Consider the following 25542-nt stretch of genomic DNA (forward strand, 5'->3'; position numbering starts at 1 on the left):
GTTGTCGCCGGGATTGCCTTTATCTTCCCCCGAAGGCAACTAGAACGCAAAGGGTTGATCCTCACAAGGCAAGGAGCCGCACATGATCGCCGAAGGCGCAAACGCCCCCGATTTCACCCTGCCGCGCGATGGCGGGACGGATGTCACCTTGTCCTCCTTCCGGCCCGGCAAGGTGGTGCTGTATTTCTATCCCAAGGATGACACGCCCGGCTGCACGCTTGAGGCGCAGGATTTCACGGCCCGTCTCGCCGAGTTCAGCGCAGCGAACACAACGGTGATCGGCGTCAGCAAGGACAGCGTGAAGGCGCATGACAAGTTCTGCAAGAAGCACGGGCTGGGCGTGATCCTCGCCTCGGACGAGGCGGGCCATACCTGCGAGGATTATGGCGTCTGGGTCGAAAAGAGCATGTATGGCAAGACCTATATGGGCGTGGAACGGACGACCGTCCTGATCGACGGCGCGGGCAAGGTGGCGCGGGTCTGGAACAAGGTGTCCGTCAAGGGCCATGCCGACGAGGTTCTGGCAGCGGCGAAAGCCCTGTGATGCAGACGCTGGCCGGGATGGCGGTGGAGGTGCTGACCACCGCCGACGGGCGCGCGAAGACGGCGTTGAGCCGACAGCATGCGGCCGCCTGGTTCGCCGCACGGGCGGCAGGGACGCCCCTTCCGATCGGGCGGGCGGAACCTCCGCTGCGCCCGGCCCGGCCCGCGAAGCCCGATCTGCTGGACCCCCGCGACGTGCCGCGCCGCAGGCCCGGCACGCCCGCCGGACGCATTGCCCTGCTGCATGCGGTTGGGCATATCGAATTGAACGCGGTGGACCTGCATTGGGACATCATCGCCCGGTTCACCGATCATCCGATGCCCCTCGGGTTCTATGACGACTGGGTGAAGGCCGCGGATGAGGAAGCCAAGCACTTCAACCTGATCTGCGACTGCCTGGAGGCGATGGGCAGCCATTACGGTGCCCTGCCCGCCCATGCCGGCATGTGGCGCGCAGCAGAAGACACGGCGGAGGACCTGCTTGGCCGTCTGGCCGTGGTGCCGATGGTGCTGGAGGCGCGGGGGCTGGATGTGACGCCGGGCATGATCGACATCTTCCGCAAGGCGGGCGAGACAGGCCCTATCGCCGCGCTGGAAACGATCTATGCCGAAGAGGTGGGCCATGTCGCCTATGGGTCGAAATGGTTCAACTGGTTGTGCGGGCGTCAGGGGCTGGACCCCAAGGATGTGTTCCATGACCTCGTGCGGAGATATTTCCACGGCAGCCTGAAGCCCCCCTTCAACGAGGAGAAACGGGCAGAGGCCGGATTGCCGCCCGATTTCTATTGGCCCCTGACAGAGGGGCAACCTGCCTGATCGGGCGCTGTTGCGCCCTTTATCGGCAGGATTCTGCCGACGATGCGCAGAAAAACGGCAGTCGCGGCGGCCCTGTGGTCATATCGGTTGCGGGGCTGTTTCCGGGTGGCTAACAACGGTGCACCTCCGCTTGGGAGCCTTTCGCCCGTCCCTTTCAGCAACGTACGGAACCCTGCCAAGTGCTGACGCGTGTCGCCTACCGGATCAATGCAACGCTTGAGCGTTACATCCCAGAACAACGCCTGTTCCTGAAATCCGATACCGATACGCGGTTCATCCGCCTCAGGCCGACGACGCAGCTCATCGCGATGACGGGCGGGGCCATGTTCGTGGCCTGGACGATTGTCGCGACCGCTGTCCTGATGATGGATTCGATCGGGGCAGGATCGTCGCGCGAACAATCCCAGCGGCAGCAGGCGATGTATGAAGAGCGACTGAACGCCCTCTCCGCCGACCGCGACCTGCGGGCGGAAGAGGCGGCGCGGGCGCAGGAGCGGTTCAACCTGGCCCTGGCGCAGGTGGCACAGATGCAGTCGCGGCTGCTGGCATCGGAAGACCGTCGGCGGGAGTTGGAGACGGGGATCGACGTGATCCAGTCCACCCTGCGGCGCACCATCGTCGAGCGTGACGAGGCGCGGATGCGGGCCGAAGAGGCGACCATGGCACTGGCCGCCAGCACCGGATCGGCCCGCACGGAGGAAGGGCGGGAACAGGACGTGGCAGATACGCTCGCCATCCTGACCGAGGCGCTGGGATCAGCCGCGCAGGAGCGCGACCTGATGGAGGCCGCCGCCGAGAAATCCGCCGAACGGGTGGAAAGCGTGATGGCCGAGAAACGCGCCATCGAACGCCAGAACGACGAGATCTTTGCCAAGCTGGAAGAGGCGGTGACCGTGTCGATGGAACCGCTGGACAACATGTTCCGCGATGCGGGCCTGTCTCCGGATGATCTGCTGAGCGCGGTGCGCAAGGGCTATTCCGGCACGGGCGGGCCGCTTTCGCCCATTTCGATGTCCACCTCCGGCGCGCGGATCACGCCCGAGACGGCCCGCGCCAACGCCATCCTTCAGGGGCTGGACCGGATGAACATGTACCGGATCGCGGCCTTCAAGACCCCCTTCGCCATGCCGGTCAACACGCCCGTCCGGTTCACCAGCGGCTTTGGCGGGCGCAACGATCCCTTCGGCCGCGGCTGGCGCCGCCATGAGGGGCAGGATCTGGCCGGGGCCTATGGCAGCCCGATCCTTGCCACTGCGGAGGGCGTCGTGACCTTTGCCGGATGGGAATCCGGCTATGGCCGTCTGGTCAAGATCCGGCATGAATTCGGGATCGAAACCCGCTATGCGCATCTCTCGCAAATCCGCGTCAACGTGGGCGATCGGGTATCGCGCGGGGACCGGATCGGTGATATGGGCAATTCAGGACGTTCGACCGGGACGCATCTTCATTATGAGATCCGGATCGGCGGCGAAGCAATCAACCCGATGACCTTCATAAAGGCAGCGCGAGATGTTTTCTAAGAGCCGAATCAATGAGCCGGGCCCGAAGCAGGCCGAGGCGGAAAAGCCCAAGGCACCGGAGGCCAGCAGCGTGACGAAACCCAGCACCGACTACGTTCCGGCCGCCCCCAAGGGCAAGGCTTCGGCTTCGGTCCTGTCCTCTGACCTGACGGTGGTCGGCAATCTGCGCACCACGGGCGACATCCAGGTGGAAGGCACCGTGGAAGGCGATATCCGCGCCCATCTTCTGACCGTGGGCGAAAGCGCCACCATCCGGGGCGAGATCGTGGCCGATGACATCGTGGTCAATGGCCGGGTGATCGGGCGTGTGCGCGGCCTGAAGGTGCGGCTGACCTCGACCGCGCGGGTGGAAGGCGACATCATCCACAAGACCATCGCCATCGAAAGCGGCGCACATTTCGAAGGGTCGGTGCAGCGGCAGGAAGACCCGCTTGCCCAGGGCCGCAGCTCTGCGGCACCCTCCCCTGCCCCGGCAGCAGCGGCTCCGACGCCGAAGCCCGACGAACTTTGATCCGCTGTTCTCCGGATCGGTCAGGGCGCCCCGAGGGGCGCCCTTTTCCGTTCAGGCCCAGGCCACCGTGCGGCGATAGAGGTGCCATGTCGCATGCCCCAGAACGGGCAGCGCGATGAACAGGCCCAGAAAGCACGGCAGCATGGCAAGAAACAGCATCGCCCCGATGAAGGCCCCCCAGCCCAGCATGACCACCGGATTGTCGCGCACCAGTGCGAAAGAGGTGAGCATGGCGGTCATGAAGTCCACTTCCCGGTCCAGCAGCATCGGCAGGCTGACCACGGTCAGGGCATAGAGGACGATGGCGAAAACCGCGCCAACCGCTGTTCCGAAGGCCAACATGGCCAGACCTTCGGGCGTGAGAAAGATCGCCAGGGAAGAACTGACATTCGTCATCGTCGTCTTGCCGAGGAAAAGCGCAAAGATCATGTGCGACAGGAAGTTCCAGAACAGGAAGAAGACCACGATCACGGCAGCCATCGACGGAATCTGCCGGTCCTTCTGGCGCAGCACCGCGCCGAGGATCGCGGTGAACTCCATTCCTTCCCCCGCTTCGCGGCGGCGGCTGATCTCGTAGAAGCCGCAGGCGATGAAGGGGCCGAGGATGGGAAAACCGGCAGCGGCGGGCAAGGTCCACCAGACCTGACCCTTGATGGTGAAGGCAAGGACAAGCAGCCAGCCGCCCGCCACATAGACCGTGGCGAAGAAGGCACCGTAGAAGGGCTGCGCTAGGAAGTCGCGCCAGCCTTCACGCAGGGCGAAGCGCAGATCGCTGCCATCCGGAACCAGAAGTTCGGGCAGCGCCGCCGGCGGCGTGCCAGTCTGATCGGTCATGTTTCCCTCCCGTTTTTCCCAAGGCTATGCCCGGGGGCGGGATGGGTCAAAGATGTATTTTCGGCACCGGATCAGTCGTCGATATTCGCCTCGGCGCGCGATTTGCCCGCGACATCCATCGCCAGCGTCGCTGCCATGAAGCGGTCGAGGTCGCCATCCAGAACACCCTGCGTGTCAGAGGTTTCCACACCGGTCCGCAGATCCTTCACCATCTGATAGGGTTGCAGGACGTAGGAGCGGATCTGGTTGCCCCAGCCCGCCTCGCCCTTGGCGGCGTGCTGGGCGTTGATTTCGGCGTTCCGGCGATCGAGTTCCATCTGATAGAGCCGCGACTTCAGCGCATTCATCGCGATTTCGCGGTTCTGGTGCTGCGACTTCATCGAGGAGGTCACCACGATGCCCGTGGGCAGGTGGGTGATCCGGACGGCGGAGTCGGTGGTGTTGACGTGCTGGCCGCCCGCGCCGGAGGAACGGTAGGTGTCGATGCGGATCTCGCTGTCCGGGACGACGATCTCGATATTCTCATCCACGACCGGATAGACCCAGACCGAACAGAAGGACGTGTGCCGCCGCGCGGCAGAGTCATAGGGCGAGATGCGGACAAGGCGATGGACGCCCGATTCCGACTTCAGCCAGCCATAGGCGTTCTGGCCGGAAATCTTGTAGGAGGCAGAGCGAATGCCTGCCTCTTCCCCAGCGGTTTCCGCCTGCAACTCGACCTTGTAACCCTTCTTCTCCGCCCAGCGGACATACATCCGGGCCAGCATCGAGGCCCAGTCGCAGCTTTCCGTCCCGCCCGCGCCCGCGTTGATTTCAAGGAAGGTGTCGTTGCCGTCGGCTTCGCCATCCAGCAGCGCCTCAAGCTCTTTCGCCGCCGCCACCTCGACCAGGGCGCGCAGCGCGGCCTCGGCTTCTGTGACGATTTCCTGATCCCCCTCGGCCTCGCCCAGTTCGATCAGTTCGACATTGTCCTTCAGGCCGGTCTCGATCATCCGGAAGGTGGAGACGGCATCCAGAAGGGCCTGCCGTTCGCGCATCAGTTTCTGCGCCTTGGCGGGATCGTTCCACAGATCCGGCGCCTCGATCATGGCGTCGAATTCTTCCAACCGATGGGGGGCCGTTTCCCAATCCATCCGTTGCGCAAGCAGTTTCAGCGATTTGGTGATCGCATCGACATTGTTCTGCGTTTCGGCGCGCATCTGCGGTCGTTCCTGTGGTGGTTCCGGGCCGGGGTGATAGCCTGAGCAGGGGGCGCGGGCAAGGGCAAGGCCTGCGCCCTGCCCGCCCGCACAAGGGTTTTCGCGTTAATAGAGGCCGCCGGAACTGAGCGTGCCGAAATCGGCCTTCTCCGGGATGACGGCGGTTTCGCCTGTGGCGGTCGTGACGGTGGTTTCCCCCCCGCCATCGGTTTCGCCATAGGCGAAGAGCGGCAGGTTGGAGCCCATGGCAAAACCGCCATCAACCATCATGTCCAGACCGATGATGCCATCCACGCCTTCGCGGAAATACTCCACTTGCACATTGGGGCCGGAGGCATCGTCCGGCAGCAGCGTGCCGGTGAAGCGGTCGATCTTGACCCAGCGCCCGCCTTCGGGAACGCGGAATTCCGTCCCGCCATATTTCGCCACGGCCTCTTCCATGAACTCCTGGAAGACGGGCGCGCACATGCCACCGCCCGAGGCGCCGGACCCGAGGCTCCGCGGCTGGTCAAAGCCGATATAGCAGCCGGCCACGATGTTGGAGGTATAGCCGATGAACCAGACATCCTTGGCATCATTGGTGGTGCCGGTCTTGCCGGCCACGGGGACAGGCAGGTTCACCGCGCGGGCGGCGGTGCCGCGGGTGACCACACCCTCCATCATCGAGGTGAGCTGATAGGCGGTGACCGCATCCATCACCCGTTCGCGTTCCGACCGGATGGTCAGGCCCGCGCCGGGGTCCAGGCTGGCCAGGCGGCAATCGACGCAGTCGCGCTGGTCATGGCGATAGATGGTGCGGCCGAACCGATCCTGCACGCGGTCAACCAGTGTGGGTTCCACCCTTTCGCCGCCATTGGCGAACATGGCATAGGCCGCCACCATCTTGAACAGCGTCGTTTCCTGCGCACCAAGGGAATTGGCAAGGAAGGGGCGCATCGGATCATAGACGCCGAAACGTTCGGCATAGCGGGCGACCGTCTCCATCCCGATTTCCTGCGCGATCCGCACCGTCATCAGGTTCCGCGACTGTTCGATCCCCGTCCGCACCGGGGTTGGGCCGTAGAACTTGTTCGAGGCGTTCTTGGGCGTCCAGAGCCCTTCGGCCGTTTCCACCTCGATCGGCGCGTCAACGACGATGGTGCCGGGGGTGAAGCCGTTGTCGAGCGCGGCGGCATAGACAAAGGCTTTGAAGCTCGATCCCGGCTGGCGGGTTGCCTGTGTGGCGCGGTTGAAGACCGAGTCCTGATAGGAGAAGCCGCCCTGCATCGCGATGACGCGGCCTGTAAAGACGTCCATCGCCATGAAGCCGCCCTGCACCTCGGGCACCTGACGCAGCGACCAGCGGATGAAGCTGCCATCCTCGTCCGATGTGACGGGCCGCACCAGCACCACATCACCCACGGCGACCAGATCGCCCGCGCTGTTGGCCTTTGGGCCGAGCGAGCCGTCCTCGTTGCGCTTGCGCGCCCAAGTCACGTCTTCGGCGGGGATCCAGTGGCCGTCGGCGTCATCATCGACGCCTTCGATGCCGATGCGGGCGTCGTTCTCGCCCACTTCCAGAACCACGGCGGGCGACCAGGTTTCGACGTCGCGCGGCACCTCCACCTCGGTCAGGGCGGCGCGCCAGTCGGACAGTTTTTCAGCCGGGATCGTCTTGCCCGTACCGCGCCAGACGCCCTGGCCACGGTCATAGCGTTCCAGCCCGTCGCGGAGCGCCTTGGCGGCGACGGATTGCAGTTCGGGATCGACGGTGGCGCGGATCGACAGACCGCCGCCGAAAAACTCTGCCTCGCCGAAGGTGGAGGAAAGCTGGCGGCGGATCTCGTCGGTGAAATAGCTGCGCGGGGGCAGCGCCTCGCGGAAGGCGGGGAAATCGCCGTTCTGGACGGTGAGGAGCGGCTTTGCCGCCTCGGCCTCGGCCTCGTCGCGGGTGATGTAGCCGTCTTCGGCCATGCGGTTCAGCACATAGGCGCGGCGTTCCAGCGCGCGATCCTTGTTGCGGACGGGATGCATTTCCGACGGGGCCTTGGGCAGGGTCGCCAGATAGGCCGCCTCACCCGCCGTCAGCGCGGAGAGCGGCTTGTTGAAATAGGTCTGGGCGGCAGCGGCCACGCCATAGCTGTTCTGGCCGAGGAAAATCTCGTTGAGGTAGAGTTCGAGGATCTTGTCCTTCGACAGCGTCTCTTCCAGACGGGTGGCGAGGATGATCTCCTTGATCTTGCGCTCCCCCGTCCGGTCGCCCGACAGGAGGAAGTTCTTCATCACCTGCTGGGTGATGGTGGAGGCGCCGCGCAATTCCTGACCGCGGGTCAGAACGGCATCGCGGAAGGCGGCGGCCATCCCGGTGACGTCATAGCCGTGATGGGCGTAGAAATTCTTGTCCTCGGCGGCGATGAACGCGTGCTTCACGATGTCGGGAATATCCTCGATCGGCACGAAGAGGCGGCGTTCCTGCGCGAATTCGTCGATGATCCTGCCTTCGCCGGAATAGATGCGGCTGATCGTCGGGGGCGTGTATTGCGCAAGGCTCTCATGGCTCGGCAAGTCGCGGGAATACATGTAGAAAATCGCGCCGATGCTGAGCGCGCCGAAGAGCACACCCAGCGTGACCGCCGTGAAGATCGCCCCGAAGAAGCTGCCGATGAAACGAAGCACGCGCCTGCCCTGCCCGATGGAATATCCGGCCTTATACACGCGCCCGGGGGGCAAGGTCAAAACGATGGCGTGAGCGGCGGGGGGATCAGCGCGCCCTTGCCGGTTGCGGCGGCGTCGAATGCGGATCAGTTGGCCTTGCGCAGATCGGCGATGGCCGCATCCTCGGCCGCCCAGGCGTGAAGGGCATCGCGGATGGCCAGCGCCATCTTGGCGCGCCATTCCCCGTCGATCAGGCGTTCGAGATCGGAGGCAGAGGAGAGAAAGCCGAGTTCCAGCAGGATCGAGGGGATATCGGGCGATTTAAGGACCGAGAACCCCGCCTGCTGGATCGGATGGCGATGCATCTTCAACCCCGAGCCCGAGATGGATTCGCGCAGTTTCAAAGCCAGCCGATCGGTGCGCGGCTGGGTTTCGGTGCGCGCCATGTCCATCAGGACGGTGGCCACCAGATCATCCTGTTCCGTCAGGTCGATGCCCGCGAGCAGATCGTCGCGGTCATGCCGTTCGGCCAGGGCGCGGGCGGCCTCGTCGCTGGCTTCATCGGCGAGGGTGTAGATCGTGGCGCCGACCGCCTCTCCCTCGGCCAGGGCATCGGCATGGAGCGACAGGAAGACATGCGCCCCGGCGGCGCGGGCGATGGAAATGCGCGTTTCGAGAGGGACGAAAACATCCTCCTCGCGCGTCATGACCACGCGGAACCCGCCGTCGCGGACCAGCAGTTCCTTCAATTCGCGGGCGAAGGTCAGCATCAGTTCGGCCTCGGTATGGCCATCGCGTTCGGCGCCCGGGTCGATGCCGCCATGGCCCGGATCAAGGACGACGATGATCGGCCCTTCGCCCCGCCCTGTCGGCGGCGGCAGGTCGGCAGGTTCGGGCAAGGCCCATTCGGGGGGTTCGGGCTGATTGGCCTGCTGGGCGAAATCCACCAGCGTCGCGGGAACCAGCCGGAGGCGGATGGTCGCGGATTGGCCGGCCTCGGCAGCCGTGTCCATCGCGGCGCTTTGCACGGTGAGCGGCGCCTTGAGCGGCAGGACAAGACGCGACCAGCCGGGGCGGAAGCTGCCCGCCCGAACATCCGCGATGCGGATGCTGGATACCGGCATGTCGCGGATGCCCGTCCAGTCCACCTCGCGGAAATCGAGGATCAGTCGGCGCGGATTGTCGGCAAGCCGCAGGCGCCATGGCACCGGTTGGCTGAGGGTGAGAGAGATTTCGACCTCTTCGCCGCGATCCTGGATGGAAGAGGCGGCGGGATCGAGCCGGGCCAGCGCCGAAAGTTCCTGCGCGGGGGCAGGCGCGATCAGGCCGCAGAGGATCATCACCAAGGCCACGAGAAACGCGCGCATCACCCCTCCTGCTGCCGATGGGCCGAATATCATGGGTTGATCGGGGCTTGTAAACTCACCCTTTGGTGGGGCGGGCCGCCATATGGATTGCAAGGCGCCGCAGACCTTCGACGATATCCGCCGTGGCGCGGGCATAGGAAAAGCGCAAGGTGCGAGCGCCGCGCCGCGGATCGAAATCGAGGCCGGGGGTCACCGCCACCCCGGCCTGTTCCAGCAATTCGGCCGCGAAGGCGAGGCTGTCATCGGTCAGGTCCGAGACATCGGCATAGATGTAGAAGGCCCCGTCGGGAGGCGCGATGCGGGTGAAACCCGCCTTGGGCAGCCCCTCCAGCATGAGGCGGCGGTTTTCGGCATAGACGGCGCGGTTGGCCTCCAGTTCCTCGGTCGCCTCCAGTGCGGCGAGGGCGGCGATCTGGCTGGCATGGGGCGGGCAGATGAAGAGGTTCTGCGCCAGACGTTCCACGGTGCGGATATGCGCCTCGGGGACCACCATCCAGCCGATGCGCCAGCCGGTCATCGAGAAGTATTTGGAGAAGGAGTTGATGACATAGGCCTCATCCGACACTTCCAGTGAAGAGACGGCAGGATCGCCATAATGCAGGCCGTGATAGATCTCGTCCGAGATGAAGGCGATGCCCCGCGCCTGCGCAGCCTGCATCAGCGCCGCCAGATGATCGCGCGACAGCATGGTGCCCGATGGATTGCCCGGCGAGGCGACGATCAGGCCTTGCAGATCGTGCCCCTCCAGATCGGCGGGGACGGGTTGCAGGCGGTTCGCCTCGGACGTGGGAAGGCCGACCGGTTCCAGCGATAGGGCGCGCAGGATCTGGCGATAGCTGGGATAGCCGGGTTCGCCCAGACCGACCCGGTCGCCCGCATCGAAAAGTGCGGTGAAGGCCAGAAGGAAGGCCCCGGAGGAGCCGGAGGTCACGATGACCCGGTCGGGATTCAGGTCGATGCCATACCAGCGGTGATAGAGCGCGGCGATTCCCTTGCGCAGCGCGGGCAGGCCGAGGGCGACGGTATAGCCGAGCGCGTCCCCCTCCATCGCCTGGGCCAGCGCCTTGCGGGCAAGGGCCGGGGCGGGGGTGCCGGGCTGGCCCACCTCCATATGGATGATCGACCGACCGGCGGCTTCCAGCCTGCGCGCCGCCTCGACCACATCCATCACGATGAAGGGATCGACCTGTCCGCGCCTTGAATTCCGCATCCCCGCCCCCGTATGGTGTCACCCATGCTCTGTCGCCTCTGGCCACGGAGGTCAAGCCAATGCCTTGCAGGCCATCAACGGAGCTTTCCATGCGCCGCCTTCTTGCCGGAACCGCCCTCGCCGCGACCCTGAGCTGTGCGGCCGCCCTGCCAGCCGCTGCCGAAATGACGGCGGCCGAGCGGGAGGCGTTCCAGGCCGAGGTGCGGGCCTATCTTCTGGAGAATCCGGAAGTGCTGCTTGAGGCGATGAACGAGCTGGAGAGGCGCGAACAGGTTGCCGCGGCGGAGCGGGACCGGCAGATGCTGGGCGAACAATCCGACGCGATCTTCAACGATCCGGCCTCCTGGGTGGGCGGCAACCCCGAAGGCGACATCACGGTGGTGGAGTTCATCGACTATCGCTGCGGCTATTGCCGCAAGGCCTGGCAGGAGGTGGATGAGCTGGTGGCAGCGGACGGCAATATCCGCTTTGTCCTGAAGGAATTCCCGATCCTGGGCGAGGAATCGGTCCTGTCGTCGCGCTTTGCCATTGCGGTGCTGCAACTGCATGGCGGCGAGGCCTACAAGACGGCGCATGACGCCCTTCTGTCGATGCGGTCTGACGCGACGCCCGAGGCGCTGGCGCGGATCGCCGAAGAGATGGGTCTGGAGTCGCAGCCGATTCTGGAGCGGATGAGTTCCGATGAGGTGACGAAGGTCATCGAGGACAACCACCGCCTGGCCCAGACGATGGAGATCAGCGGGACGCCGACCTTTGTCGTGGGCGGGACGATGGTGCGGGGCTATGTGCCGCTGGAGGCGATGCAGCAGATCGTGGCGGAACAGCGCCAGGCCAAGGAGGGCTGATCGCCCCCCTGCCCTATTCCGCAGCCTCGGCGGCGGCTTTCTCGGCGGCCTCGATCTCGGCCGCCTTCTTCTCCACCAGTTCGACGATGTGGTCGATCATCTGTTCGTTCGAGAGCTTGTGGCTCTGCTTGCCCGCCAGATAGACCATGCCGGAGCCCGCCCCACCGCCGGTGAAGCCGATATCCGTCATCAGCGCCTCGCCCGGGCCATTCACCACGCAGCCGATGATCGACAGCGAGAGCGAGGTGGTGACATGGGCCAGCCGATCCTCCAGCGCCGAGACTGTCTTGATCACGTCGAAGCCCTGCCGCGCGCAGGAGGGGCAGGAGATGATGGTCACGCCGCGATGGCGCAGGCCGAGGGATTTCAGGATCTCGAACCCCACCTTCACCTCTTCCACCGGATCGGCGGAGAGGGACACGCGGATCGTGTCGCCGATTCCCATCCAGAGCAGGTTGCCAAGGCCGATGGCGGATTTCACCGTGCCGGACATCAGGCCCCCGGCCTCGGTGATGCCCAGATGGATGGGGGCATCGGTCGCCTCGGCGAGTTGCTGATAGGCGGCGGCGGCGAGGAAGACGTCAGAGGCCTTCACGCTGATCTTGAATTCGTGGAAGTCGTTGTCCTGCAAGAGCTTGATGTGATCCATGCCGGATTCCACCATCGCATCGGGACAGGGTTCCCCATATTTTTCAAGAAGATGCCGTTCCAGAGACCCGGCATTGACGCCGATACGGATGGAACAGCCATGGTCCTTGGCGGCCTTGACCACTTCCTTCACCCGGCGGGCATCGCCGATATTGCCCGGGTTGATGCGCAGGCAGGCGGCGCCCGCCTCGGCGGCCTCGATGGCGCGTTTGTAGTGGAAATGGATGTCAGCCACGATGGGGACCGGGCTTTCGGCAACGATTTCCTTCAGGGCGCGAGTGCTGTCTTCATCGGGGGTGGAGACGCGGACGATATCGGCCCCGGCGATGGCGGCGCGCTGGATCTGTTCGATGGTCGCGGCGATATCGGTGGTCAGCGTATTGGTCATGGTCTGCACGCTGATCGGGGCGTCGCCACCCACCAGCACCTTGCCGACCCTGATCTGGCGCGACTTGCGGCGATAGATGTTGCGCCAGGGGCGGACATGGTTCAGCGACATGAAGAGTGTTCCTGTTTCTGGGCGCGACCGTGCCACAGAGATAAACACAAGGACGGGCAGGGGCAACCACGGCCCGGCGCTGTTATGCCGGATTGTAAGGAAAAGCTGACAGTCAGTCCACGGCCTGAGACGGCGCGGCGGCCGGGGTGGCCTGCGCGACATTCACGAATTTCGCGAGGTCGGCATCGACGGAAAGATCAGCCTCGGCAAAGGTTTGCGAGAGAGACTCTGCCGAAAGCGCCACATTCTTGACGACCGAAGCACCGGGCGCGGCGGGGCCATAGGTCCGGCCGTTCACGGCAAAGTAAACGGAACCTGAATTGCCCGCGCGCAGCACCGGCGGTTCTTCAAGCTGCGGCACGGCATAGCGTTCGCCCGCGTCGAGAATCTTTTCGAAAAGCACCGTGCCATCGGCCGACTGCACCCGCACCCAGGACGGGCGGACGGCCAGAATCTCAAGCTGGGGCGCGGCATCGGCAACGACCTGAACGCCGGTTCCCAGCGCCTCGGCCACGGCGGAATCCACGGCGGAGGCGATTTCGCGCTCTGCCCCCGGCACGGCGAGCGTGCCGGTTTCGCGCGGGTCGATGGCCGCAATCGGCCCGTCGCGCGAGGTGAGCACCGGCACATCCAGCGCCTGCGGGCGATAGAGGCGGTCCATCAGATCGGGCTGGGCGGATGCCTCTGCCTCGGCCAGCGCGGTATCGGTGGGCGCCTGCACAGCTTCGGGGGCCTGCGCCACGATGGGGGCGACAGGCTGCACACCGGCGAGCGGATCAATCTCGGCCACCACGGCGGGGGCCTGATCCACCGGCGCGAGTTGCACGCGCTGCACTTCCTGAAGCACGGACCAGCCGCCATAGCCGATGGCGCCGATCAAGGCCGCAAGGACCATCACGGAACCGACGGCGCCGGGTTCGATGCGGGAGAAGAGGCTTTCGGTGCGCGGCACGAAGGTCGCGTTCGGATTGGCGAGCGGGTCACCGAAATCCATCGTGCTGCGCTTGGCCGTGATGGTGGAGGAAGAGGCGGCCGCGCTCATGCCATGGGCGACGGTGAAATTCGCCTCGTTGCAGAACTTCTGGAAGGCCCAGTCCGGGTCCATCCCCAGATAGCGGGCATAGGAGCGGACATAGCCCGCGACGAAGCCCTGGGTTTCGAAGGCCGAGACATCGGCATTCTCGATGGCGGCGATGTATGTGGCCTTGATCTTGAGTTCGCGCTGCACGTCGAGCAGGGACTTGCCCAGAGTCGCGCGTTCACCGCGCATCAGATCCCCGAGGCGCAGTTCGAAATCGTCAAAACCCTTGGGCTTGTCGACCTCTGGCGTCGAAGGTTTCGACCTCCGCCCGATCATGCAAACTGCCCCATCACTGCCCCAGCTTCGAAAGTCGCGGAACACACGACTCATCATTCTTCCTATTGAGGATAACTTAACACGGGGCAAGCGATTCTGCATGTGCGGAAAGGGTTAAGCGGACACCTCGGCACGATTCAGCGCACAATGCCTCCAAAGTGCATCCATCGCCTTGACCAGATGGTCGATCTGCCTTGCATCATGCACCGGAGAGGGCGTGAAGCGGAGCCGTTCCGTCCCGCGCGGGACCGTCGGGAAATTGATCGGCTGGACATAAATCCCATAGTTTTCAAGCAGCATGTCCGACAGCATCTTGCAATGCACCGGGTCGCCGACATGCACCGGAACGATGTGGCTGCCATGGTCGATGATCGGCAGACCCAGACCCTTGAGCCGCATCTTCAGGATGCGGGCATGGGTCTGCTGGGCGTCGCGCAGATGTTGCGCGGTTTTCAGAATTCGAACCGAAGCCGCGGCCCCTGCCGCAACCGCCGGTGGCAGCGAGGTGGTGAAGATGAAGCCGGGCGCATAGGAGCGGATGGCATCCACCATCTTGGCGCTGGCCGCGATATAGCCGCCGAAGACGCCATAGGCCTTGGCCAGTGTGGCGTTGATGATGTCGATGCGGTGCATCTGGCCATCGCGTTCCGCCACCCCAGCCCCGCGCGGGCCATACATGCCCACGGCATGGACCTCGTCGATATAGGTCAGCGCGTTGAACTCTTCCGCCAGATCGCAGATGTCCTTGATCGGGCCAAAATCGCCATCCATCGAATAGATCGACTCGAAGGCAATCAGCTTGGGTGCCGCCGGATCATCGGCGGCCAGCAATTCGCGCAGATGGGCCACATCGTTGTGACGGAAGATGCGCTTGGCCCCGCCGCCGCGACGGACGCCTTCGATCATCGAGGCGTGGTTGAGCGCGTCGGAATAGATGATGAGGCCCGGAAACAGCAGGCGCAGCGTGGAAAGCGTGGCGTCATTGGCGATATAGGCCGAAGAGAAGACCAGCGCCGCCTCCTTGCCGTGCAGATCGGCCAGTTCGGCCTCAAGCTGCTTGTGATAGATCGTGGTGCCGGAAATGTTGCGCGTGCCGCCCGAGCCTGCGCCCGTGGCATCCAGCGCCTCATGCATGGCGGCGAGAACCTCGGGGTGCTGGCCCATGCCGAGATAATCGTTGCCGCACCAGACGGTGATGTCGCGCTCCGTCCCGTCGGGACGGCGCCAGATGGCCTGCGGGAAATGGCCCTGCTTGCGCACGATGTCGATGAAGGTCCGATAGCGGCCTTCGTCATGCAGGCGTTGCAGGCTGGCATCCAGCGCAGCTTCGTAATTCATCGCGTCTCCTATCCGGCGTCCCTGCCGTCTTCAGTGCGCCGTCCTCTGGCAATCTATACGGATCGCCGCGAGAACTTGTTCAGGCAATGGTCCGCCAAGTTTTTCGACGAAAGTCGATTGCCGACCTTGATATGCATCAATTAGCGCCCGGTTTAAGGGCCGTTCCTCGGGCGTGATGCCGCAGTCATTCGGCGATGGCAACCGCACAATCCGTCGCGGCCTCCTGCTTGGCGGCGCAGGCGGCGATGGCCTCATCGGGCGACGGGCCGATGCCCCAGGCCCCCGTCGCGGCCGAAAGGGCCAGGGCAGCGCCTTGATTTGCCACGAAATCCTCGGTCGCGGAGGAAGAAAGCTGAAGCGGCCGCACCTCCCAGCCTTCGGGGCGGACCGTGGCGACGATGACGCATTCCGCCGCGCCGGTCTTCTTGGCGTTGCATTGCGAGAGTGCCACCGCGCTGGCCGCCTCGATCGTGTGGTGATTGGCCGCCGCCATCGTCGCCTCGGACATCAGCCCCTCTTCGGGGGAGATGGCGATGGCGGCATAATAGGGCTGATCCTTGGCCACCATGGCGAGCATCTTCGCCTGATCCTTCGGCAAGGCGCCTTCGGTGATCACCACTTCGGCCACCTTGGGCGGGTAGAGCATGGCCGCCGCGTCTTCTGCCGTTACGGTCTGCGCGGCAAGGGGCGCGGCGGAAAGGAGAAGGGCAAGGCAGGCGGCAGGGGCCGGGCGAAACATGGCATCTGTCTCCGTGATCATGGTCGAACACTCGTCGGGGCGTTGTTCTAGCGCGGACGGGCGGGTCTGGACAGGGGCAGAAGTGCTGATAGGGTCGGCGCCGTATCACAAAGAGGAGACAGCCGCATGAGCCTGGACGCCGTTCTGGCCCGCATCGACAAGGATCTGCCCGAAGCGCTGGACCGGCTGATGGCGCTGTTGCGCATCCCCTCCATCTCCACCGATCCGGCCTACAGGGGCGATTGTGCGAAGGCGGCGGATTGGCTGGTGGAGGATCTGAAGTCGCTGGGCTTCGACGCCGCCAGCCGCCCCACACCGGGCCATCCGATGGTTGTGGCGCATGGCGGCGCGGGCGGGCGGCATCTGCTGTTCTACGGGCATTACGATGTGCAACCCGTTGATCCGCTGGAGCTTTGGGCGCGCGATCCGTTCGATCCCGCGATCGAGGAGACGGCGAAGGGCAAGGTGATCCGGGCGCGCGGATCGTCGGATGACAAGGGGCAGTTGATGACCTTCCTTGAGGCCTGCCGGGCCTGGAAGGCGGTGCATGGCTCCCTGCCCTGCAAGCTGACGATCTTTCTGGAGGGGGAGGAGGAATCGGGATCGCCCTCGCTGATCCCCTTCATGCAGGAGAATGCCGGGGAGCTGCGGGCGGACCTTGCGCTGATCTGCGACACGGGGCTGTTCGAGGATGCGGTGCCGGCGATCACCACCATGCTGCGGGGGCTGTGCAAGGCGGAATTCACGGTGCGGGCGGCATCGCGCGACCTGCATTCGGGGATGTATGGCGGGCTGGCGCGGAACCCGATCCATGTTCTGACGCGGCTTCTGTCCGGGCTGCATGATGCAGAGGGGCGCGTGCAAGTGCCCGGATTCTATGACGATGTGGCCGAACTGCCGGATGCCTTGCGGCAGCAATGGCAGGCGCTGGCCTTTGACCATGCGAAATATCTGGGGGATGTGGGGCTGTCTCTGCCCGCGGGGGAAGTGGACCGCACACCGCTGGAGATGATCTGGTCGCGGCCCACGGCCGAGGTGAATGGCATCTGGGGCGGCTATACCGGCGCGGGGTTCAAGACGGTGCTGCCCTCGGAGGCCCATGCGAAGGTGAGCTTCCGTCTGGTGTCGCGGCAGGACCCGGAGAAGGTGTTGAAATCCTTCCGCAAATGGGCCGAGGCGCAGATCCCCGCGGATTGCGAGATCATCTGGCATGACGGGATCGAAGGGTCACCCGCCAGCGTGATGGAGATCGGTGATCCGGCCTTCGAGGCGGCGCGGCAGGCCTTGACCGACGAATGGGGGCGCGCGGCGGCCTTTGTGGGGTCCGGCGGGTCGATCCCGATTGCGGGGTATTTCAAGACGGTCCTGGGGATGGATGCGATGCTGATCGGGTTCGGCCGGGATGACGATCAGATCCACAGCCCGAACGAGAAATACGACCTCGACTGTTTCCACAAGGGAATCCGGTCCTGGGCGCGGGTTCTGGCGAGGCTGGCATGACTGTCGTGATCCGCGACGCGGGCCCGGCGGATGAGGCGGGTTGGCGCGGCCTTTGGGACCAATACCTTGATTTCTATGAGGTTGTTCTGGCCCCCGAGGTGACGGCGGCGACCTGGGCGCGGCTGATGGACCCGGCCAGCCCGGTGAAGGCGCGGCTGGCCTTCGATGGCGGGCAGATGGTGGGCTTTGCCATCCATCTGCACCACCCTTCGACCTGGGTTCTGGGCGAGGACTGCTATCTGGAGGACCTGTTCCTTGCGCCCGAGGCGCGGGGGAAGAAGATCGGCAAGCGGCTGTTGAACGACCTGATAAAGCTGGCAAAGGCCAAGGGATGGCAGCGGCTCTATTGGCATACGGATGAGGAAAACGCGGTGGCGCGGCGGCTTTATGACCGGTTCGTCAAGGCGGATGGGCATGTGCGGTATCGCATGACGCTGTGATCCGGCGCGCGGCGGGTTAATCCTTCGCCTTTTCGGATATTTGGCCGAAATCGGCTGTGCCGGATCCTGTGCCGTCTTCTGTGCCGCAAACTGTGGCCACGCAGCGCACGCTGTCTTGGGGGTTAACCAAACCCGCGGCCCCAGCACGACTCAGGCCTGCGGGACTGTTGGCCTGCCCGGTCCGTTTCTCTGGCATCGTGGAGAATTGGCGCGGTTGACGGGGCTCGAACCCGCGACCCCCGGCGTGACAGGCCGGTACTCTAACCGACTGAGCTACAACCGCGCTGGTCACATTCGGGGAAGCGGGCGGTGGCGCGGTTGACGGGGCTCGAACCCGCGACCCCCGGCGTGACAGGCCGGTACTCTAACCGACTGAGCTACAACCGCGTGTCCACCGCCCGGCTTTCCGAACGTGTGGGGGTATTACGGAAGGGCGCGGGCGGCGTCAAGCGAGGATTGGGGAAATTTCCGGGGGAAGTTGGGCGGGCGAAATCTGACGCAGATTTCGCGGCGATTTTTGCACGCAAAAATCGGTTGGAAAGGTGGGGCGAGGGACATGCAGCCCGTAAAGCCGAAGCGCCCCGCCTAACAGGCGGAATTTGCGTCAAATTCCGCCGCGGTTTTTGCGTCAGAAACCGCCTAGGGCGCCGGAATGAATTCCGCGTCATCCCCCGGCGGCAGTCGAAAGCGGCCATGCGCCCAGTCGCCCGCGCGCCATGCCTCTTTCGCGGCCTCGATCCGTTCCTTGCTGGAGGCGACGAAGTTCCACCAGATATGGCGCGGGCCATCCATCGTGGCCCCGCCCAGAAGCATGATCCGCGCGCCGCTCTCACCGGCCCTGACCGAAACCCGGTCGCCGGGGCGGAAGACCAGCATCTGGCCTGCCGGGAAGGTCTGGCCGCCCACTGTCACCTCGCCCGACAGGATATAGATGCCACGATCTTCGTGATCGTCGGGCAGCGGGATCGCCGCGCCGGCCGCCAGGGTGGCATCGGCATAGAAGACTTCGGAGGGCGTCTCTACCGGCACCTTCTCGCCCCAGGCATGGCCGAGGATGAGGCGGACCTGCTTCCCCTCGCCTTCCAGTTCCGGCAGGAGCGTGGCGGGGGCGTGGAGGAAGGCGGCAGGGTCATCCTCGTTCTTCTTGGGCAGGGCGAGCCAGGTTTGCAGGCCGAACATGGCATGGGGCTGTGCCCGCATCTCGCCATCGGTGCGTTCGGAATGGGTGATGCCATGGCCTGCCAGCATCAGGTTCACCGCGCCCGGTTCGATCCATTGATCGGTGCCGAGGCTGTCGCGGTGATGCATCCGGCCCTTGAGCAGATAGGTGACGGTGGCGAGGCCAATATGCGGGTGGGGGCGGACGTCGATCCCCTGCCCTGTCAGGAATTCCGCAGGACCCATCTGATCGAAGAAGATGAAGGGACCGACCATCTGCCGCTGTGCCGAAGGGAGCGCGCGGCGCACCTCGAACCCGCCAAGATCGCGGGCGCGGGGCACGATGACGGCCTCGATCGCATCGACGGCATCGCCGATGGGAATGGTGGGGTCGAGGGCGGGGTTCCAGCTCATGGCGGCCTCCGGAGGTTGCTGGTCCCAAGGATAGGTGCTGTGCGCCGCTGCGTCATCCCTTGGGGGCGCGCGGGGTCTGTGCGGTGAGGCACAGGCTAGAGCCCGCGCTTGAGGATCGTGGCGAGCCGGTCGAGGAAGAGGACGGCGTTGTCTTCGGTGAAGACGAGGGGCGGCCGGATCTTGAGCGTATGGCCGAGCGGACCGGTGGCGGAAATGAGGATGCGCGCCTCGCGCAGGGCATTCACAAGGCGGGCGGCACGGTCGCGGTCGGGGCGGCCGTCGGTCACGATATCGGCGGCGAGGAACAGGCCGGCGGCGCGGATATCTCCAAGGGCCTCATGGTCGCGGGCGAGGCTTTCGAGCCCTGCGCGGAACATCGCGCCGGTGCGGGCGGCGTTCTGCAACAGCCCCTCATCCTCGATCACCGACAGCACGGCCATGGCGGTGGCGGCGGCGACGGCATTGCCGCCGAAAGTGTTGAAATAGCGCGCCTTGCTGCCGAATTCGGCAATCACCTCGGGGCGGATCACCAGACCGGCGACGGGGTAGCCATTGCCCATCGGCTTGCCCAGCGACACCATGTCGGGGATCACGCCGTGGCGGGCAAAGCCCCACATGGCCGCGCCGGTGCGGCCGAAGCCGGGCTGCACCTCATCGGCGAGAAAGAGGCCGCCCGCGGCGCGGATGGCGGCGGCGGCCGGGGCGAGGAAGCCGGGCGGATCGGTGAAAAGGCCGTCGGAGGAAAAGACCGTATCCACCATCAGCAGGGCGGGCCGGATGCCATGGCGGAGAAGATCGTCGATGGCCGCCTGCACATGGGCGGCGAAGAGGGCGGCGGGGTCGCCCTGCCGCGCATCGGGGGCGGGAATGGCGCGGACATGGGGGCCGAGCGGCACGCCGGGGCCGAGGGAGGGGGAACATTCGGCCACGCTGGCCGTGACGCCGTGATAGGCGTTGTGGGTGACGATGACGCCCGTCCCGCCCGTCGCCGCGCGGGCGAGGCGGAGGGCGAGGTCATTCGCCTCGGACCCGGTGCAGGTGAACATGACATGCGACAGGGGCGCGGGGAAATGCGCCAGCAGCCGTTCGGCATAGGCCAGCACGCCGTCATGCAGATAGCGGGTATGGGTGGCCAGCGTGGCGGCCTGTTCGGCCATGGCAGCCACCACGCGGGGATGGGCGTGGCCGACGCTTGCCACGTTGTTATAGGTGTCGAGATAGGCATTGCCTTCGGGATCGTAGAGCCAGACCCCCTGCCCCCGCACCAGATGGACCGGCGTTTCGTAGAAGAGCCGGTAGGCCGGGCCAAGGAGCCTCTGGCGGCGGTCCACCATCGCGGCCTCGACCGGGCCGAGCGCGCCCTGACCGGGGATGAAGGCATTGGGCATGGGATCGCGGGTCATGGGCGGGCCTTGAGCTTGGGATGGGAGGCGAGCGCGGTCAGCCCCGCAGCGGCGGAGGGGAAGTTGCGCAGGATATAGGCGGCGTTCTCGGGGTAGCGGGCGGCGCGAAAGCTGGTGATGGCGAGGGTGGTCACCATGCGGGCGGCGACCATGACCGGCAGGAGCCTCGCCTCCTGATCGGTGAGCGGGTCGACGGCATGCCAGGCCTCGGCAAAGGCGGCGAGGCTGGCGGGGCCATCCTCCGGATCGATCTGATAGGCGGCGGCGATGGCCAGATCGCAGAGGAGCGGCGTGCGCACCATGTCGCCGAAATCGAGGATGCCGGTGACGCGGTCGGGCGCGGCGGGATCGCCCAGAAGGTTGTGGGGGTTCAGGTCGCCATGAATGACCTGCCAGCGCAGGGCGGGCAGGACGGGGGTCACCTGCGCCTCGAAGGCATCAAGCGTGGCACTGGCGAGGTCGTGCAGCCAGGGATCGGTGATATGGGGCAGAAGCGGGCGCAGGCGCAGGGCATGCTTGATGTCCCATTGCAGGTCATGGTCGGCGGCGGGATCGGCAAAGCCGCGCAGGGCGCGGGCAAGCCGGGCGCCAAGGCCGGCCACAGCGGAGGCGCGGGCGCGATGGGCGGGCAGCACCGCCAGCGGCGCGCCCTCGACCCAGGTCAGCAGGCGGAGGAGTTCGCCCGAGGGCAGGACCACGTCATCCGCCCCGTCCCGCGTGGCGATGACGCGGGGGATGGGCAGGCCGGGATCGGCGGCGGCGGCATGGCGCAGGGCGCGGGATTGCATCCGCGTCATGGCATGGGGTTCGGCGCGGTTGGCGATCTTGACCACGAAACGGCCTTCCGGCGCGTCAAGCCGGTGGTTCAGATCGCGTTCCGAGGTGAGCGGGGTGAGCGGTCCGGTCAGCCCCCAATGGGTGGCGACGAGACCCGCCACGGCCTGCACCGCCAGCGCCGGGGGGCGGCTGTCGAGAAGCGGGCCAAGGGGGGTGTCGGACATGGATCTGCCTGCGCGGAGTGGTGGCAGTATCATCCGGGCGGAGGGGAAAAGGGAAGAGGCGGCTGGTGGGTGGTGAGGGACTCGAACCCCCGACATTCTCGGTGTAAGCGAGACGCTCTACCAACTGAGCTAACCACCCGCGCGGGCTGCGTTTAGCCCAAGGCACGGGCGGGCGGCAAGGGGAAAGGCGGGCTGGGACGGGGTGCCGAAAGCGAAAAGGCGCCGCAACAGCGACGCCTTTTCAGGAAGAATGGTGGGCGATAACGGATTTGAACCGCTGACATCTTCGATGTGAACGAAGCGCTCTACCGCTGAGCTAATCGCCCGATGGCGGGGTGTTTAGTCGTCTTCTCCTGCCTCCGCAAGGGCCTGTTTCGGGGCCTTGGGGGCATTTTTCTCGCCCGCGCCGCGCAGTTTCACCGTCATGGCGGAAGTCTTGCCTTCGCCTTTCTGCCGGGCGATCCGGGCGCGGCCGAAGGGCGGGAGGTTGAGCGACTCGCCCTTGGCCAGCGCCTCGCCAAGGGCGGCCAGCGTGGCTTCGACGATGTCCTTGACCTGGCCCTTCTTGCGCCCGTCAAGGGCGGCCACGACGCGGGCGACGAGGTCTTTCTTCTTGAGCTGCGGACCGGCGACCTTGGCGGCCTTCTCGATCACGGCGATATCGGCCTCGGGCGGGGCGGCGGCGGCGGGAACCGCCGGGACGGCGATCTTGGGCGCGCTGATCGCGGCCTTCGCAACCGACTTGGGGGCCGCTTTGGGGGCGGCCTTGGCAGCCGTCTTCGCCGCCTCGGCTTTGGGGGTGGCGGATTTGGGGGTGGTGGTCTTCTTGGCGGTACTGGTGGCCATGAACGGAACTGCCCTGTTGCTGTGTGCGGCGCGGGTGGCCGGTGCGGGCAGGTTAGCCGGGTTGGCGCGGCAATGCCACCGTGACGATGGGGGCGGATGGAGAAAGGGCGGGCCTTGCGGCCCGCCCTTTACAGCTTTGGTGGGTAGGATGGGCAATACTGCCCATCCTGCGGATCAATGCGCCACTTGCGACGGGGCGGCATCGGCAGCGGCCTTGGCGGCCTTGGCGGCCGCCTCTTCCGCCGCTTCGTCCCATTCCACCGGTTCCGGCGCGCGGACGAGGGCGTGGTGCAGCACCTCCTTCACATGGCTGACCGGGATGATGGTCAGGCCTTCGCGCACGTTTTCCGGGATCTCGGGCAGGTCCTTGGCGTTCTCTTCCGGGATCAGCACGGTCTTGATGCCCCCGCGCAGCGCCGCGAGCAGCTTTTCCTTCAACCCGCCGATGGCCAGCGCGTTGCCGCGCAGCGTGACCTCGCCCGTCATGGCGATGTCCTTCCTGACCGGGATTCCCGTCAGGACCGAGACGATGGAGGTCACCATCGCCAGACCGGCCGAGGGGCCGTCCTTCGGCGTGGCGCCTTCGGGGACGTGGACATGGATGTCGATCGCCTCGAATTTCGGGGGTTTCACCCCAAGCTCCGGGCTGATGGAGCGGACGTAGGAGGCCGCCGCCTCGATCGATTCCTTCATCACGTCGCCGAGCTTGCCCGTCGTCTTCATCCGCCCCTTGCCGGGCAGCTTGAGCGCCTCGATCGACAAAAGGTCGCCGCCGACCGACGTCCAGGCAAGGCCGGTGACGACGCCGACCTGATCTTCCGTCTCGGCCAGACCATAGCGGAAGCGTTTCACGCCCAGATAATCTTCAAGCTTTTCGGGCGTCACCTCGACGGCCTTGCCCTGTTTCTTGACGATCTCTGTCACCGCCTTCCGGGCGAGCTTGGCAATCTCGCGCTCCAGGTTCCGCACCCCGGCCTCGCGGGTATAGGTGCGGATCACCTCGGTCAGGGCGGTGTCGGTCACCTTGAATTCGCCCTTGCGCAGGCCGTGGCCTTCGATCTGCTTGGGGATCAGGTGCTGCTTGGCAATCTCGCGCTTTTCATCCTCGGTATAGCCCGCCAGCGAGATGATCTCCATCCGGTCCAGAAGCGGCCCCGGCATGTTGTAGGAGTTCGCCGTGGTGATGAACATCACGTTGGACAGGTCGTATTCCACTTCGAGATAGTGGTCCACGAAGGTCGCGTTCTGTTCGGGATCCAGCACTTCGAGCATGGCCGAGGCAGGGTCGCCGCGGAAGTCCTGACCCATCTTGTCGATCTCATCCAGAAGGATGAGCGGGTTGGTCGTCTTGGCCTTCTTCAGCGCCTGGATGATCTTGCCGGGCATGGAGCCGATATAGGTGCGGCGGTGGCCCCGGATTTCGGATTCGTCCCGCACGCCGCCAAGGCTGATGCGGATGAATTCCCGCCCCGTGGCCTTTGCGACCGACCGCCCCAGCGAGGTCTTGCCGACGCCCGGAGGGCCGACGAGGCAGAGGATGGGCCCGCGCAGCTTGGTCGATCGCGCCTGCACGGCGAGGTATTCGACGATGCGTTCCTTGACCTTTTCCAGACCGTAATGGTCCTTGTCGAGCACGGCCTGCGCCTTGAAGAGGTCTTTCTTCACGCGCGACTTCACGCCCCAGGGCACGCCCAGCAGCCAATCGAGGTAGTTGCGCACCACCGTCGCCTCGGCCGACATGGGCGACATGGATTTGAGCTTTTTCAGCTCTGCCTCGGCCTTTTCGCGGGCCTCCTTGGAGAAGGCGGTCTTGCGGATGCGGTCCTCAAGTTCGGCGATTTCGTTCTGGCCGTCTTCGCCATCGCCCAGCTCGCGCTGGATCGCCTTCATCTGTTCGTTGAGGTAATATTCGCGCTGCGTCTTTTCCATCTGGGTCTTGACGCGGGACTTGATCTTTTTCTCGACCTGAAGAACCGACATCTCGCCCTGCATGTGGCCATAGACCTTTTCCAGTCGTTCAGCCACGTCGAGGGTTTCGAGAATCTCCTGCTTCTGCCCGACATCCACGCCAAGATGACCGGCGACGAGATCCGCCAGACGGGCGGATTCGCGGGTTTCGGCCACGGCGGCAAGCGCCTCTTCGGGGATGTTCTTCTTGATCTTGGCGTAGCGTTCGAATTCCTCGCCCACGGCGCGGATCAGCGCCTCGACCGAAGAGGCATCGCCGGGGGTTTCCGACAGGCCCGCGACGCGCGCCTCGAAGAAGCGCTCATTGGGCAGGAATTCGGTGATCTTCACCCGCGACTTGCCTTCGACCAGCACCTTCACGGTGCCGTCGGGCAGTTTCAGGAGTTGCAGCACATTGGCGAGGACGCCGACGCGGTAGATGGCATCGGTGCCCGGATCATCGACGGAAGGGTCGATCTGCGAGGACAAGAGGATCTGCTTGTCATCGGCCATCACCTCTTCCAGCGCCCGCACGGATTTTTCGCGCCCGACGAAAAGCGGGACGATCATGTGCGGGAAAACCACGATATCGCGGAGCGGAAGCACCGGATAGCTGAGGGAGAGAGTATCGCTCATCATGTTTCCTTGTCTGGCAGGAAGGCACTGGCCCCGGTCATCGGCAACGCTCGGCCTTCCCCTGTTCGGCATCCATATCTGGTGGTGCGCCGGGGGCGAGTCAACCACGCCTTCACGTCATCTTGCCTCCATGATGC

At 65.3% G+C, this 25542-nt stretch carries 21 protein-coding genes and 4 tRNA genes; 7 read left to right on the forward strand and 18 right to left on the reverse strand.

Features of this window, described 5'->3' with window-relative positions; genetic code table 11:
* Positions 1–82: 82 nt before the first annotated feature.
* From C0V75_RS08125 to C0V75_RS08140, 4 genes are all read left to right on the forward strand, one after another.
* Positions 83–544, forward strand: coding sequence for a peroxiredoxin (locus C0V75_RS08125; RefSeq protein WP_101920387.1), 462 nt, complete (start codon positions 83–85; stop codon positions 542–544).
* On the forward strand, positions 544–1359 hold the full coding sequence (locus C0V75_RS08130) for a ferritin-like domain-containing protein (protein WP_101920388.1): 816 nt from the start codon (positions 544–546) through the stop codon (positions 1357–1359). Before C0V75_RS08125 ends, C0V75_RS08130 begins: the two co-directional genes overlap by 1 nt.
* Positions 1360–1538: 179 nt before the next feature.
* Positions 1539–2879, forward strand: a complete 1341-nt coding sequence (locus C0V75_RS08135; protein ID WP_101920389.1) for a M23 family metallopeptidase — start codon at positions 1539–1541, stop codon at positions 2877–2879.
* The gene (locus C0V75_RS08140; protein WP_101920390.1) at positions 2869–3390 is read left to right on the forward strand and encodes a polymer-forming cytoskeletal protein; all 522 of its coding nucleotides are present in this window, start codon (positions 2869–2871) and stop codon (positions 3388–3390) included. Before C0V75_RS08135 ends, C0V75_RS08140 begins: the two co-directional genes overlap by 11 nt.
* A 51-nt stretch (positions 3391–3441) precedes the next feature.
* Here the strand turns inward: C0V75_RS08140 and C0V75_RS08145 are convergent, their stop codons facing one another.
* The 5 genes from C0V75_RS08145 to C0V75_RS08165 form a co-directional block, all read right to left on the reverse strand.
* On the reverse strand, positions 3442–4224 hold the full coding sequence (locus C0V75_RS08145; protein ID WP_101920391.1) for a DUF2189 domain-containing protein: 783 nt from the start codon (positions 4222–4224) through the stop codon (positions 3442–3444).
* Between the two features lie 71 nt (positions 4225–4295).
* A complete protein-coding gene (prfB, locus tag C0V75_RS08150) occupies positions 4296–5423 on the reverse strand; it encodes a peptide chain release factor 2 (protein WP_101920392.1) in 1128 nt (375 codons plus the stop codon).
* A gap of 105 nt (positions 5424–5528) precedes the next feature.
* Positions 5529–8078 (reverse strand): penicillin-binding protein 1A, encoded by a 2550-nt coding sequence (locus C0V75_RS08155; protein ID WP_101920767.1) that lies wholly within the window; start codon positions 8076–8078, stop codon positions 5529–5531.
* Between the two features lie 125 nt (positions 8079–8203).
* Positions 8204–9424, reverse strand: a complete 1221-nt coding sequence (locus tag C0V75_RS08160; protein WP_101920393.1) for an N-acetylmuramoyl-L-alanine amidase — start codon at positions 9422–9424, stop codon at positions 8204–8206.
* 55 nt (positions 9425–9479) lie between these two features.
* Positions 9480–10634, reverse strand: a complete 1155-nt coding sequence (locus C0V75_RS08165) for a pyridoxal phosphate-dependent aminotransferase (protein ID WP_101920394.1) — start codon at positions 10632–10634, stop codon at positions 9480–9482.
* Between the two features lie 89 nt (positions 10635–10723).
* On the opposite strand from C0V75_RS08165, the gene C0V75_RS08170 reads away from it, so the two are divergent.
* On the forward strand, positions 10724–11479 hold the full coding sequence (locus tag C0V75_RS08170) for a DsbA family protein (RefSeq protein ID WP_101920395.1): 756 nt from the start codon (positions 10724–10726) through the stop codon (positions 11477–11479).
* A gap of 13 nt (positions 11480–11492) precedes the next feature.
* On the opposite strand, the gene ispG is transcribed toward C0V75_RS08170, so the two are convergent.
* The 4 genes from ispG to C0V75_RS08190 form a co-directional block, all read right to left on the reverse strand.
* The gene (gene ispG / locus C0V75_RS08175; protein WP_101920396.1) at positions 11493–12626 is read right to left on the reverse strand and encodes a flavodoxin-dependent (E)-4-hydroxy-3-methylbut-2-enyl-diphosphate synthase; all 1134 of its coding nucleotides are present in this window, start codon (positions 12624–12626) and stop codon (positions 11493–11495) included.
* Positions 12627–12738: 112 nt separating this feature from the next.
* Positions 12739–13983: a helix-turn-helix domain-containing protein gene (locus C0V75_RS08180; RefSeq protein WP_101920397.1), complete on the reverse strand. Its 1245-nt coding sequence runs from the start codon at positions 13981–13983 to the stop codon at positions 12739–12741.
* Positions 13984–14097: 114 nt separating this feature from the next.
* Positions 14098–15321 carry a 5-aminolevulinate synthase gene (gene hemA, locus C0V75_RS08185; RefSeq protein ID WP_101920398.1) on the reverse strand — a complete coding sequence of 408 codons (1224 nt, stop codon included), beginning with the start codon at positions 15319–15321 and terminating at the stop codon, positions 14098–14100.
* A gap of 184 nt (positions 15322–15505) precedes the next feature.
* Positions 15506–16081 carry a 5-aminolevulic acid synthase gene (locus tag C0V75_RS08190; RefSeq protein WP_254216406.1) on the reverse strand — a complete coding sequence of 192 codons (576 nt, stop codon included), beginning with the start codon at positions 16079–16081 and terminating at the stop codon, positions 15506–15508.
* A 105-nt stretch (positions 16082–16186) separates the two neighbouring features.
* Between C0V75_RS08190 and C0V75_RS08195 the strand changes: the two genes are divergently transcribed.
* Positions 16187–17560 (forward strand): M20/M25/M40 family metallo-hydrolase, encoded by a 1374-nt coding sequence (locus C0V75_RS08195; protein ID WP_101920399.1) that lies wholly within the window; start codon positions 16187–16189, stop codon positions 17558–17560.
* Entirely contained in the window at positions 17557–18000 is a 444-nt protein-coding gene (locus C0V75_RS08200) for a GNAT family N-acetyltransferase (RefSeq protein WP_101920400.1), read from the forward strand. The genes C0V75_RS08195 and C0V75_RS08200 overlap by 4 nt, the downstream gene beginning before the upstream one ends.
* Positions 18001–18206: 206 nt before the next feature.
* On the opposite strand, the gene C0V75_RS08205 is transcribed toward C0V75_RS08200, so the two are convergent.
* The 9 genes from C0V75_RS08205 to lon form a co-directional block, all read right to left on the reverse strand.
* Positions 18207–18283: transfer RNA gene (locus C0V75_RS08205), tRNA-Asp, on the reverse strand.
* A 27-nt stretch (positions 18284–18310) separates the two neighbouring features.
* A tRNA-Asp gene (locus tag C0V75_RS08210) sits at positions 18311–18387 on the reverse strand.
* Positions 18388–18639: 252 nt separating this feature from the next.
* A complete protein-coding gene (locus C0V75_RS08215) occupies positions 18640–19572 on the reverse strand; it encodes a pirin family protein (RefSeq protein WP_101920401.1) in 933 nt (310 codons plus the stop codon).
* A 95-nt stretch (positions 19573–19667) separates the two neighbouring features.
* Positions 19668–20975 (reverse strand): aspartate aminotransferase family protein, encoded by a 1308-nt coding sequence (locus C0V75_RS08220; RefSeq protein ID WP_101920402.1) that lies wholly within the window; start codon positions 20973–20975, stop codon positions 19668–19670.
* A complete protein-coding gene (locus C0V75_RS08225; RefSeq protein WP_158241804.1) occupies positions 20972–21976 on the reverse strand; it encodes a phosphotransferase in 1005 nt (334 codons plus the stop codon). The genes C0V75_RS08220 and C0V75_RS08225 overlap by 4 nt, the downstream gene beginning before the upstream one ends.
* Positions 21977–22039: 63 nt before the next feature.
* Positions 22040–22115 (reverse strand) — tRNA-Val (locus C0V75_RS08230).
* Between the two features lie 112 nt (positions 22116–22227).
* Positions 22228–22302: transfer RNA gene (locus C0V75_RS08235), tRNA-Val, on the reverse strand.
* A 13-nt stretch (positions 22303–22315) separates the two neighbouring features.
* Complete coding sequence (locus C0V75_RS08240; RefSeq protein WP_101920404.1) at positions 22316–22822, reverse strand: HU family DNA-binding protein; 507 nt, start codon at positions 22820–22822, stop codon at positions 22316–22318.
* Positions 22823–22996: 174 nt separating this feature from the next.
* Positions 22997–25405, reverse strand: coding sequence for an endopeptidase La (lon, locus tag C0V75_RS08245; protein WP_101920769.1), 2409 nt, complete (start codon positions 25403–25405; stop codon positions 22997–22999).
* Between the last annotated feature and the right edge of the window lie 137 nt (positions 25406–25542).

The organism is Tabrizicola sp. TH137 (assembly GCF_002855575.1).
Lineage (GTDB): Bacteria > Pseudomonadota > Alphaproteobacteria > Rhodobacterales > Rhodobacteraceae > Paragemmobacter.